Raw genomic sequence first — 13,124 nt, forward strand, 5'->3', positions numbered from 1 at the left:
TAGATGTGGAAGACTTCATTCTTTCAAAATGAAAAGATATACTGCACATTACGGAAAATTTGGTAATATAGAAAAAGAATACTAGATTAGGTGTGACGTATGGCAAAGAAAAAGAATAACAAACCTCTGTTATCACCCGCGACAAAATTGGGTATGATAGCATTATTGATTCCAATTGCAATTACCGTGTATGTTCTCACATTTTTTGCTTGGAAGGAGCTTCAAACATTACCGATATTCGAAAAGCTTGTCCAGCAAAAGGCAATTGAGGAGATTCAACAGCATTTCGATATGAAAATTCCTGAGCAATACATTCCCGTTTATGTAGCTGCAGAAGAAAAATATGGTGTACCCTGGACATTACTTGCTGCGCATCATCGTATTGAAACACGGTTTTCTACGGTAAAATCAATGGTATCCTCTGCTGGGGCGGAGGGGCATATGCAATTCATGCCCTGTACATTCGTTGGCTGGCAGCATCCCACATGCTCAGGTTTGGGAAAAGGAAGCATCACAAAAACTGAATTGATGAGTCCTGAGACGATTGCTAAATATGGAGGATATGGCGTTGACGCAAATGGGGATGGAATAGCTGATCCCTATGATATTGAGGATGCAGTATTTAGTGCTGCGAATTACTTATCCAAATACGGTGCTGCGACAGGGAATATTAAGAAAGCTGTTTATCAATACAACCATAGCGAGAAATATGTTGAGGATGTGTTATATTACTACCAGTTGTATGATGATTTTCACGATGAACTCCAAGCAGCTGTTCTCTTACATGAAAAAAAATAAAGAGCCATCACATTGGATGGCTCTTCATTACATATTTAAGTTGCTTTACGCATACCTTTTAAAATAAGGCTGACGATAAAGATCAACACGATGGCACCGATTAGTGCTGGGAACACGTAGAAATCACTTACTCTCCAGCCCCAGTTCCCTAAAACCATACTACCAATCCAAGAACCGACAATCCCTGCAATAATATTCCCGATGATGCCGCCTGGTACATCTTTACCTAAAATGACGCCAGCTAGCCATCCAAGAATTCCTCCAATAATTAAATACCAAATGAAACTAATCATTACTTTCATCTCCTTAAATTTAAGATATAATGGCGATTACTTAGTTATACCCTGAATGGAGTAGATTAAACACTGTGATTTTGTTTAGTAATTATTACATGTTGTAAATAAGGCTGTAGACAAGTGAATGCAGCTCCTTTGCTGTGCTCACTTTATAGCTAATCCACCTGCATAAACTACCGTGAAAATGTCCACATTAACTACAATTACTTCTATATTGTACATACACCGATTATCGCTTACTTCTATAGTATGTTCATGTATTCAATTCGTACCAGAAATGCATGCAACGCCCAATCGCCAGTAACAATAAAAAAACAGCCATTTAACTAAATTATTTACTACAATAACCTTTTCATTCGTGAAAAAATACATTATTTTTTATTGAAACAGAATGTCAATTCTATGTGCAATTCCTTATTTCTTTGGGAGAATTTTTTGTGTAGAAAAAGAAAAATAGGTAAATTTCCACTTTTTAATAGTTTGAAAATTCTGTATAAAGGGATTATAATGTAGAAAAGGAGCGTGGTCATATGAATATGGCTGTTATGAAACGTCTAAATCGTCAAGGCTTTTTAATTGCTGGTTTGCATTTATTAGTAATGCTAAATCTTGCAGCTGATTTCTTATACGCATCGTAACCAATTTAATAGAAAGGTGAATGAAATGTTTATCCCATATTAAAACAACCGTGTAGTCTTATTGTAAAACAGGCTCACGGTTGTTTTATTTTGCTTAATTAACTGAAAAAAGGAATTATTCTGCTAAATGTCAAATACATAGTTTATACAAGGGAGTGATGAAATGACGTCAAGATTGGATCAAGCATTTTGTGATTTGGAAAGACCATTTGCATGGTTAGATTTAGATGCACTAGATAAAAATATACAAATGGTTCAAGATGCTTGTGGGGGAAAACAAATTCGTATTGCAACAAAATCGATTCGTTCTATTGAGGTCCTTCGTTATATACAGAAAAAACTTGTGAATGTTGTGGGGTTTATGACATTTACTGCAGCAGAGACCCTTTTTTTATTAGAGCAGCAGTTTGATGACTTATTGCTTGGCTATCCAGTAATGGAGGAAGCAACGATTCGTCGATTGTTGCATTTTGTAAAGGAAGGAAAAATCGTCACCTTTATGGTAGACAGACAAGAACATATCCAACTATTGGCGAAATTAGGACAAGAGATTGGCGTACGTGTACAGGTTTGTATTGATCTTAATGTTTCTAATGATTTTAAAGTATTGTATTTTGGAACAAAACGTTCGTCATTGTCTTCTCTTGAAACGTTGACACCTTTTTTACAAACCATTCAAAACACCCCTGTAATTGAAGTGGTAGGAGCGATGGGCTATGAGGCTCAAATAGCAGGGGTTGGCAATCGTCCTGCAAATGCTTTAAAAGGTAGAGTCATAGAAGCCATGCAAGTACAAGCCAAAAAGCAAGTAACGCAGTTTCGTCGATTAGCGATCGCCCATATCAAGGCTTATTTTCCAAATCTACGCTTTGTTAATGGTGGAGGATCAGGAAGTATGACGTACACCAATCAACAGAAGGAAGTAACGGAAATTACAGTTGGCTCGGCTTTTTATGCACCAGCATTGTTCGATCAATTTACACATTTACAGCTAGAAAAGGCTGCTGGATTTGCCTTACGTGTAACAAGAATGCCTGAAAAAAATATCGTTGTTTGTCATGGGGGAGGCTATACGGCTTCTGGAGCCATTGGGATGGATCGTTTGCCTGTATTCTATGACCCTACCACTTTTGCATATCTTAGCCTAGAAGGCGCAGGGGAAGTGCAAACACCTATTAAGGTCAAAGGGAAGAGTATCCATATTGGCGATACCATTTATTTTCGACATGCGAAGGCTGGAGAGCTTTGTGAGCGTTTTCAGGTCCTGCATGCTATTCGCGGGGACAAGTATGCAGGACATTACACAACATATAGGGGGGATGGACAATGTTTTCTATAGAAAAATGGCGAAATGGTGAAAAGTGGACAAACTGGGCTGGGAATGTTATTTCCTATCCGAGTGAAATGTATTTACCACACTCTATTGATGAAGTTTCAGCAATTGTGAAGCATGCGTGTCAATCAGGAAAGACAATCCGTGTCACAGGTGCTGCTCATTCTTTTAGCGCTGTGGCTATGCCTGAGCATATAGCAATTTCCTTACATAATCTGCGTGGATTAATCGCTGTGAATGAGGAAAGGCAGGAGGCAACATTATGGGCGGGGACCTACCTATATGAAATTGGACCAATGCTAGCGAAACACGGTTTTGCGTTAATCAATATGGGCGATATACAGGAGCAAACCATTGCAGGGGCGGTGTCAACTGGCACACATGGCACAGGGGTTACACTTGGTTCTCTATCGTCAGCTGTCCAGGCATGGGGATTTGTAGACGGTACTGGTACTTATCAGGAACATAGGAGAGGTATGGATGATTTATCTGAAGCGCTGCATGTATCTCTTGGGATGCTAGGTGTTCTGGTCAAAGTAACGATTAAGGTCGTACCACTATATGGTTTGCATTATGTGGGGGCAAGAGAAACATTGACAAATGGTCTCTCGTTATTTGCGGAGGATATTCGTCAACATCGTCATGTGGAGTGGTTTTATTTCCCTGGTAGTGAAACAATTCAAGTAAAACGGATGAATGCGGTCGCGCCTGTTTTTCAAAGTGAATGGAATAAAAAAATAGAAACGTTAAAGCTACAAATAGTAGAAAACGGGGCTTTCTTTGCGATGTCAGAGCTTTGTAAGTGGAAACCTGGTTTAAGTAGTGCCATGAGCAAGATAGCGGCTGCCAATGTGGTAGAAAGTGAAAAAGTAGGGATAAGCTATGAAATTTATCCCTCACCTCGTAGCGTGAAGTTTCAAGAAAGTGAATATGCCATCCCTTTATCACAGTTTGAAGCTTGTTTGGAGGAAATCCATGCAACCTTTAAAAAAGGGACTTTTAATGTTCATTTTCCTTTAGAGTGTCGAACAACTGCAGGCGAAGCAGGTTTTTTAAGTCCAACACAAGGGCGTGAGTCGGCTTTTATAGCCTTTCATATGTATAAGGGAAAGGCAGAAGAGCCTTACTTTAAATGGGTGCATACATTGATGCAAAAATATGAAGGTCGTCCTCACTGGGGAAAACAACATCATTTAACAGCGCAAACGGTCTATGCGTTGTATCCAGAGATTGAAAAGTTTTTAAGCATTCGACACCAATATGATCCTGAACAAATATTTTTTACAGGATACTTAAAAAAGTTGTTTCTATTGTAAGCGTTATCTCTAGGATTGGATAACTTAGCTTATTCAAATATATGGAAATTTTTTATTTATCCATTTTTGTTTATTATTAAAAAATTAAAATTTGAACGAAATGTCAAAATTTTTATCAAAGCGAGATAAAACTGATGCTTAATCAGCATGTAAACGATTTCAATTTTGACAGATTTTTTGAATTGTTTAAACAATTCAAAAAATAGTGTTGACGAGACCTTTTTTTCGTACTATGATAACAACAATTTAACACGTTCGTTACAGCAGTAGTCGTCTAAGAGACTATTACTCTATAAACAAAAATTAAAAAGACAGAACATTTTGTCTATAGCAACGAACATAGTATGGATAGCAATGAGGGGCGTTTAAAATGAGAAGTGACATGATTAAAGTAGGCGTAGATCGAGCGCCACATCGAAGTCTTTTATATGCAACAGGCAAAGTAAAAGCAAAAGATCTAGGCAAACCATTTATTGGGGTTTGTAACTCTTATATCGACATAATACCAGGTCACGTTCATTTACGTACGTTCGCTGATGTAGTGAAAGAAGCTATTATTGAAGCGGGTGGTATTCCATTCGAATTTAATACAATTGGTGTCGATGATGGTATTGCAATGGGGCATATTGGTATGCGTTATTCCTTACCAAGTCGTGAAATTATAGCAGACTCTGCTGAAACAGTTATTAATGCACATTGGTTTGATGGCGTATTTTATATTCCAAACTGTGACAAAATTACACCAGGAATGCTTATGGCAGCAGTTCGTACGAATGTACCATCTATCTTTGTTTCAGGTGGTCCAATGGAGGCAGGAACTTCTGCAGCAGGGAAACAGCTTTCCTTAACATCTGTGTTTGAAGGTGTAGGAGCACACAAATCAGGAAAAATGTCTGCGGAAGAGCTGTTGGATATTGAGAATAATGCTTGTCCGACGTGTGGTTCATGCTCAGGCATGTTTACAGCAAATTCCATGAACTGCTTAATGGAAATGCTTGGTGTTGCTTTACCTGGAAATGGTACAATCGTTGCCACTTCTGAAGAGCGTCACAAGCTGATTAAAGAAGCAGCTAAGCAATTAATTCGCATGGTCAAGGAAGACGTTAAACCTCGCGATATTATTACAAAAGAGGCAATTGATGATGCTTTTGCTCTTGATATGGCAATGGGGGGCTCCACAAATACAGTTCTTCATACATTAGCAATTGCCAATGAAGCCGAAATAGATTACAACATTGAAGATATTAATAAAGTAGCGGAAAGAGTGCCTTATTTAGCAAAAATCATGCCTGCTTCAGATATTTCAATGGATGATATTAATAAAGCGGGTGGAGTAAGTGCCATTATTAATGAATTAACATCTATTCCAGGTGCTATTCATCCAGACCGTCCAACCGTAGCAGGCGTTACAATGGGTGAGCTTGTCAAAGATTATCACATCACGAATGATCAAGTCATTCGAACAAAAGACAATCCGTATAGTGCTGTAGGTGGATTATCAGTTTTATTCGGTAACATCGCACCAGATGGCTCTGTTATTAAAGTAGGGGCCGTTGATCCTTCTATTAAAGTATTCAAGGGCGAGGCAATTGTCTTTGATTCACAAGAAGCAGCACAAGAAAACATTGATAATGGAACGGTGAAAGAGGGCCATGTAGTCGTCATTCGCTATGAAGGACCTAAGGGTGGCCCAGGGATGCCAGAAATGCTTGCACCAACATCTGCCATTCAAGGTCGAGGCCTTGGTACAAAGGTTGCATTAATTACAGATGGTCGTTTCTCAGGTGCATCTCGTGGTATTTCAATTGGCCATATTTCACCAGAAGCTGCTGAAGGCGGTCCAATCGCTTTAGTAGAAAACGGAGATATTATCGAAATTGATCTACCAAATCGTACGATTAATTTACAAGTTTCAGATGAAGTTTTAGCTGAACGTCGTGCAAAATTACCAGTCTTTGAGCCAAAAATCAAACGTGGTTGGTTAGCAAGATATTCAAAATTAGTGACGAGCGCTTCCACTGGAGGCGTAATGAAAATTTAACAACTAGATAAATAAAAACGTTGATGAGGTTAAAGGTTCTAGAGCCTTGTATCTACCAGAGAGCCGGTCGTGCTGGAAGCCGGCGATACAACTAGATCCGACATCCCCTCGGAGTGGGCTATTAAACGTGTTTACACCATTAGATAGCTCCGGGCATAGTCGAAAGTGCTCGTTATTAATGAATAAATGTTTTATGGCACTATATTGGATGCGATGTCTTTCGCATTGGTGCATAAATGCTGTCATTTATTCGCGAGGTAGCAATTATTTGCTATAAAAAAGGGTGGTACCATGGAAAGTCTTTTTCATCCCTACGTAAGGTAGTTCTTTGCGTGTGGAGAAAAAGGCTTTTTATTATTTTCACGATGCAATTGAACAGCCTCTCAACGAAAAGGATGAGAGGAATAGTCAATCCAGCTATTGACACTTCACTAATCTACAACACTGATGTGTGAGTTTGAAAGAAATGAAGGAGGCATAATTTGATGAGTGCGAATGTTTCAATCAATGAACAAGAACAATTAGCTACAACAGCAACAGCTGAACAAACCTATCAAGCGAAGGACGGTGCAGATGTATTAGTGCAGGCATTGCACGATCAAGGGGTTGAAATTGTCTTTGGCTATCCAGGAGGAGCCGTATTACAAATTTATGATGCGATGTATAAAAACCCAATTCGCCATATTTTAACAAGACATGAACAGGGTGCTATTCATGCGGCGGAAGGCTATGCTCGTGTTTCAGGTAAAACGGGCGTTGTTATTGCCACAAGTGGACCTGGTGCAACAAACCTTGTAACAGGTATTGCGGATGCCATGATCGACTCTATTCCATTGGTTGTTTTTACAGGACAGGTTGCGACATCTGTGATCGGAACAGATGCTTTCCAAGAAGCCGATATTATGGGGATTACAACACCGATTACAAAGCACAACTATCAGGTGCAGGATGTCAATGATATTCCCCGTATTGTGAAGGAAGCTTTCCATATCGCTAGCACAGGTCGTAAGGGACCAGTTGTCGTGGATTTCCCAAAAAACGTTTCCCAAATGTTGTTTGATGTAGAGAATCCACCGCAAGCACCTGATGAAATTTATTTACCAGGCTATCAGCCAACATATAAACCAAATTATTTACAAGTCCAAAAGGCGATTCAAGCCATTTCATTGGCAAAAAACCCAATCATCTTAGCGGGTGCAGGTGTTCTTTTTGCGGATGCACGTGAGGAATTAACGACTTTCGCAGAAAAATATCGTATTCCAGTAACGAACACATTGCTAGGATTGGGCTCCATCCATGGTGAACATGACTTATTCCTTGGGATGGCTGGGATGCATGGTACAGCTACAGCAAATACAGCGATCACAAAATCGGATTTATTACTCAATATTGGGGCACGATTTGATGATCGTCTAACAGGTAATCTAGCTACATTTGCACCAAATGCAACGATTATCCATATCGATATTGATCCTGCTGAAATTGGCAAAAATGTACCGACAGATATTCCAATTGTTGCTGATGCCAAGGAGGCTTTAAAAGCACTATTGAAAAAGGATTTCCAAGGTCCTGATACAGCCGATTGGTTAGCTTATTTAAGGAATCATGCGATGGAATATCCATTATGGTATTGCAAGGATACAAATACGCAAGAAATCCTACCACAAGAGGCATTGCAATTAGTGCACAAGGTAACTGAAGGTAATGCCATTGTGACGACAGATGTTGGGCAGCATCAAATGTGGGCAGCACAATATTATCATTTAAATAATGATCATTCATGGGTAACGTCTGGTGGACTTGGTACGATGGGCTTCGGCTTCCCGGCCGCAATTGGCGCCCAATTTGCGAAGCCAGACAAAAAAGTTATTTCGATTGTAGGAGATGCAGGATTCCAAATGACGGCACAGGAGCTATCCATCCTACAGGAATTTAACTTACCAGTAAAAATAGTGATTTTGAATAATAGCTGTCTTGGCATGGTACGTCAATGGCAACAAACATTCTATGAAGAGCGCTATTCATCATCACTTATGCCGATCCAACCAGATTTTGTTAAGTTAGCTGATGCTTATAACATTAAAGGTTATCGTATTAACACAATCGATGAAGCAGAGTCTATTTTCCGTGAGGCACTTCTGTCTGATGAGCCAGTATTAATTGACTGTCGAGTGAAACAGCTTGAATGTGTTTACCCAATGGTAGCACCTGGCACAGGCTTACATGAAATGATTGGGGTGAAAAAAAATTGAAGCGAGTAATTACCGTAACTGTGATTAACCAAAGTGGTGTATTAAACCGTTTGACAGGTTTATTGATGAAGCGTCAGTTCAATATAGAATCGATTACAGTAGGTCATACGGAGCAACCGAATTTTTCAAAGATGACCTTCGTTGTCAACATAGAGGACGAACGCAAAATTGAGCAACTAGTGAAACAGTTATCCAAGCAAATTGATGTGTTAAAGGTCAATGACATTACCGATAAATCGATTGTTCTGCGAGAGCTAGCACTAGTAAAGGTGATTTCCCCACCAAATTTACGTTTGGAAATGAATTCAATTGTTGAACCGTTCCGCGCCCAAATTATTGATACAGCCAAAAATGTTGTGACGTATCAAGTAGTAGGGCATCCAGAGAAGATTGATGCCTTTATCGAACTCATTCGACCATATGGCATTAAAGAACTTACACGTACAGGGGCAACTGCCTCCGTTCGTGAAACACAAAAAGTATCAAACCCGCAGCTCTCTATTTTAAAATAGTTTGCATATAAAAATGAATAGCTTTATAGACAGAGCAAGTATCTAAAGCTATAAAAAACAAAACATATTCTAGGAGGAAATTAACAATGGCTACAATGTACTATGAGCAAAATATCAACGAGGACGTATTAAAAGGAAAGAAAATCGCAATTATCGGTTACGGTTCACAAGGTCATGCACATGCTTTAAACCTTAAAGAATCAGGTTTTGACGTGGTAGTAGGGGTTCGTCCAGGTGGATCCTTCGATGCGGCAAAAGCAGATGGTATTGACGTGAAAACAGTGGCTGAAGCAGCACAAGAAGCAGATGTTATCCAAATTCTACTACCAGATGAGCGCCAAAAAGCAGTTTATGAAGCGGAAATTGCGCCACATTTACAAGCTGGTAAAGCATTGATGTTTGCACACGGCTTCAATATCCATTTCGGTCAAATTACACCACCAGCAGACGTTGACGTATTTTTAGTAGCACCAAAAGGACCAGGACATCTAGTTCGTCGTCAATTCCAAGAAGGTGCTGGGGTACCAGGACTATTCGCTATTCACCAAGATGCTACAGGCCAAGCAAAAGATTTAGCGCTTGCGTATGGTAAAGGAATCGGTGCTGCACGTGGTGGGCTTCTTGAAACAACATTCAAAGAAGAAACAGAGACAGATTTATTCGGTGAACAAGCGGTACTTTGTGGTGGTGCAACACAGCTAGTAAGAGCAGGATTCGAAACATTAGTAGAAGCTGGTTATCAACCAGAATTAGCCTACTTTGAAACACTACATGAGCTTAAATTAATTGTTGACCTAATGTTTGAGGGCGGTATGGCAACAATGCGCTACTCAGTTTCAGATACAGCAGAGTGGGGAGATTATGTTGCAGGACCACGCATTATCGATGAGTCTGTAAAAGCTCGTATGAAAGACGTATTAACAGATATCCAAGATGGTACATTTGCTCGTCGTTGGATTCAAGAAAATGAAAATGGTCGTCCAGAATATACAAAATTCAAAGAAGCTGGTGCGAACCATCAAATCGAAGAAGTAGGCGCAAAACTACGTGCTATGATGCCATTCATCAACGAAGGTAAAGAAAAAGTTGTGAGAGAAGTGGCGACAAGTGCGAAAAATTGATATTTTCGATACTACGCTTCGGGATGGTGAACAATCTGCTGGGATCAACTTAAACACAGCCGAGAAGATTGAAATTGCCAAACAATTAGAGCGCCTTGGTGTGACAATTATAGAAGCAGGATTTCCTGCTTCGTCACCCGGTGACTTTGATGCAGTCCATCGCATTGCAGGTACAGTAAAAAATTCCATTGTGACGGGGTTAGCTCGCTGTATCCAAAAGGATATTGATGCTACATGGGAAGCGATAAAAGTAGCACAACAGCCACATATTCACATTTTTCTAGCCACATCACCTATTCATATGGAATACAAATTAAAAAAATCCCCTGAGCAAGTGGTGGAGCAAGCGGTAGAGGCTGTTAAATACGCTAAAAAGTACTTCCCACTTGTACAATGGTCTGCCGAGGATGCATTCCGCTCTGATCGTGAATTTTTAGTGCGAATTATGAACGAAGTGGTTGCTGCTGGTGCAACAACGATTAATGTTCCAGACACTGTAGGGTATGCATCCCCGCAAGAATATGGTGCATTATTTAAGTTCCTACTGGAAAATGTCAAAGGTGCTGACAAAGTGAAATTCTCTGCCCATTGTCATGATGATTTAGGGATGGCAACAGCTAACACGATTGCCGCAATAGAAAATGGTGCTGCACAAGTCGAAGGAACAATTAATGGTATCGGCGAACGCGCAGGTAATGTGGCACTCGAGGAAATTGCTGTAGCACTTCATATTCGCAAGGATATTTATCAGGTGCAAACGGGCATTCAGTTGCAAGAAATTAAACGTACGTCTCAATTAGTCAGTAAATTGACAAATGTTGTGATTCAGCCAAATAAAGCAATTGTAGGAAGAAATGCATTTGCACACGAATCGGGCATCCATCAAGACGGTGTCTTAAAAAATCCAGAAACCTATGAAATTATTTCACCTGCTTTAATCGGCGAAGGTGAGATTCCATTAGTTCTCGGGAAACATTCTGGTCGTGCAGCCTTCCGTGATCGTGCGGAAACAATGGGCTTCCATCTTTCTGATGAAAAGTTGAACAAAGCATTTGTGGAATTTAAAAAATTGGCTGATCGTAAAAAAGAAATTACAGAGGAAGATTTACTTACTCTTCTTACTGAGCAACAAGTTCAAGTAGAAGATGTACCACTCTTTGAGTTGAAAATGGTGCAGGTGCAATATGGTACTGAAAATATTCCTACAGCTACAGCCATTGTGCTTACACCTGAGGGACTAGAAAAAACCGTTGTAGCTACTGGCTCTGGTTCTGTAGAAGCAATTTTTAATACACTGGAGCAACTTGTACCTGGAGCTGTACATGTCATTGATTACCGTGTGACTTCGGTTGGCAAAGGACGAGATGCACTGGGTGAAGCGGTTATTAATATTCGCTATGATGAGGTTTCGACTACAGGCCGTAATTCCTCTCAAGATGTTTTAGAAGCATCGGCAAAAGCTTATTTAAATGCTATTAACCGTCATTTAATTCAAGCAAGCCTTCGCGCACATCCTGTATAGGTTTCTGAGGTAGTGAATTGTATGAAGTACCATTCACAAGTCGGATGCAATGATGTCATGGCGTATTGTATCAATTAACCAAAAATTACGCTTAGACGTAATGACTACGCTCACCTCGATAAAAGGTAGGTGAGCGTCTTTACTAAATTAGCGAATACGCTATACAAAGAAAGGTGTTTTGACGATGGAGAGAAAAATTACAGTACTTCCCGGTGATGGAATTGGGCCAGAGGTTGTTGCTTCTGCTGTACGTGTATTACAGGTGATTGGTAAACGATTTAATCATACATTTCATTTAGGATATGCAACAATTGGTGGTGCTGCGATTGACCAGCATAATAATCCATTACCTGATGAAACAATCGAGATGTGTGAAAATAGTGATGCGATTTTATTAGGAGCTGTAGGTGGTCCAAAGTGGGATCAAAACCCTCCTGAATTGCGCCCAGAGAAAGGGTTACTACGAATTCGGAAACACTTCGATTTATTTGCCAATCTACGTCCAGTAAAGGCGTTCCCGAGTTTACTAGATGCTTCACCATTAAAGCGTGAAGTGGCTGAAAACGTTGATTTAATGATTGTACGTGAACTAACAGGCGGCGTATACTTCGGGGAACCACGTATGCGTACTGAAAATGGCGCAATTGATACAACGGTTTACTCTAAAGCAGAGGTAGAGCGTATCGTTGAAAATGCCTTTGAACTAGCACGTTTACGTGGTGGCAAATTATGCTCTGTTGACAAGGCGAATGTGCTTGAAACAAGTCGCTTATGGCGTGAAGTTGTAGAAGCAAAGAAAAAAGAGTATCCAGATGTAATCGTAGAACATAACCTAGTAGACTCTGTCGCAATGAAACTTATTACAAATCCTGGACACTATGATGTAGTCGTTACTGAAAATATGTTTGGTGATATTTTAAGTGATGAAGCATCTGTTATTACTGGTTCTCTAGGTGTTTTACCATCAGCATCCATTCGTGGTGATAATTTTGGCTTATATGAACCAGTACATGGCTCCGCACCAGAAATTGCAGGGCAAGGTGTAGCAAATCCTGCTGCAACCATTTTATCCGTAGCGATGATGCTGCAATATTCATTTGGCTTAAAAGAAGAAGCAGCAGAAATTGAACGCGCGGTAAGTGCAGTATTTGATGATGGCTACTTTACAGCAGATCTTGCTCGTGACGGCAGTCGTATTTTATCAACTAATGAATGGACAGATAAGGTAATTAACGAAATTGATACTAGCTTTGTATCACAAAGTATTATGACAACATATATTTAAAGAAATAGGT

General features: G+C 39.9%; 10 protein-coding genes. 9 read left to right on the forward strand and 1 reads right to left on the reverse strand.

Annotation, left to right across the window (positions count from 1 at the left end; translation table 11 throughout):
* The first annotated feature begins 99 nt into the window (after positions 1 to 99).
* Complete coding sequence (locus HXV90_RS01970; protein ID WP_016995260.1) at positions 100 to 798, forward strand: lytic transglycosylase domain-containing protein; 699 nt, start codon at positions 100 to 102, stop codon at positions 796 to 798.
* Between the two features lie 35 nt (positions 799 to 833).
* Here the strand turns inward: HXV90_RS01970 and HXV90_RS01975 are convergent, their stop codons facing one another.
* Positions 834 to 1,091: a GlsB/YeaQ/YmgE family stress response membrane protein gene (locus HXV90_RS01975; RefSeq protein WP_004231402.1), complete on the reverse strand. Its 258-nt coding sequence runs from the start codon at positions 1,089 to 1,091 to the stop codon at positions 834 to 836.
* A gap of 804 nt (positions 1,092 to 1,895) precedes the next feature.
* Between HXV90_RS01975 and HXV90_RS01980 the strand changes: the two genes are divergently transcribed.
* The 8 genes from HXV90_RS01980 (at position 1,896) to leuB (ending at position 13,114) form a co-directional block, all read left to right on the forward strand.
* The gene (locus tag HXV90_RS01980) at positions 1,896 to 3,071 is read left to right on the forward strand and encodes an amino acid deaminase/aldolase (protein ID WP_259950800.1); all 1,176 of its coding nucleotides are present in this window, start codon (positions 1,896 to 1,898) and stop codon (positions 3,069 to 3,071) included.
* Positions 3,059 to 4,381, forward strand: a complete 1,323-nt coding sequence (locus HXV90_RS01985) for a D-arabinono-1,4-lactone oxidase (RefSeq protein ID WP_269898242.1) — start codon at positions 3,059 to 3,061, stop codon at positions 4,379 to 4,381. The genes HXV90_RS01980 and HXV90_RS01985 overlap by 13 nt, the downstream gene beginning before the upstream one ends.
* Before the next feature lie 370 nt (positions 4,382 to 4,751).
* Positions 4,752 to 6,422, forward strand: coding sequence for a dihydroxy-acid dehydratase (gene ilvD / locus HXV90_RS01990; RefSeq protein WP_004231412.1), 1,671 nt, complete (start codon positions 4,752 to 4,754; stop codon positions 6,420 to 6,422).
* 485 nt (positions 6,423 to 6,907) lie between these two features.
* The gene (gene ilvB, locus HXV90_RS01995) at positions 6,908 to 8,674 is read left to right on the forward strand and encodes a biosynthetic-type acetolactate synthase large subunit (RefSeq protein ID WP_054550476.1); all 1,767 of its coding nucleotides are present in this window, start codon (positions 6,908 to 6,910) and stop codon (positions 8,672 to 8,674) included.
* Entirely contained in the window at positions 8,671 to 9,186 is a 516-nt protein-coding gene (gene ilvN, locus HXV90_RS02000) for an acetolactate synthase small subunit (RefSeq protein ID WP_016991907.1), read from the forward strand. The genes ilvB and ilvN overlap by 4 nt, the downstream gene beginning before the upstream one ends.
* Before the next feature lie 86 nt (positions 9,187 to 9,272).
* Positions 9,273 to 10,307 carry a ketol-acid reductoisomerase gene (gene ilvC, locus HXV90_RS02005; protein WP_016991908.1) on the forward strand — a complete coding sequence of 345 codons (1,035 nt, stop codon included), beginning with the start codon at positions 9,273 to 9,275 and terminating at the stop codon, positions 10,305 to 10,307.
* Complete coding sequence (locus HXV90_RS02010; protein ID WP_048392386.1) at positions 10,294 to 11,829, forward strand: 2-isopropylmalate synthase; 1,536 nt, start codon at positions 10,294 to 10,296, stop codon at positions 11,827 to 11,829. The genes ilvC and HXV90_RS02010 overlap by 14 nt, the downstream gene beginning before the upstream one ends.
* Positions 11,830 to 12,013: 184 nt before the next feature.
* Positions 12,014 to 13,114 (forward strand): 3-isopropylmalate dehydrogenase, encoded by a 1,101-nt coding sequence (gene leuB / locus HXV90_RS02015; RefSeq protein ID WP_004231422.1) that lies wholly within the window; start codon positions 12,014 to 12,016, stop codon positions 13,112 to 13,114.
* The last annotated feature ends 10 nt before the right edge of the window (positions 13,115 to 13,124 follow it).

Origin of the sequence: Lysinibacillus sp. JK80 (assembly GCF_027557635.1) — a bacterium.
Taxonomy (GTDB): Bacteria; Bacillota; Bacilli; order Bacillales_A; family Planococcaceae; genus Lysinibacillus; species Lysinibacillus capsici.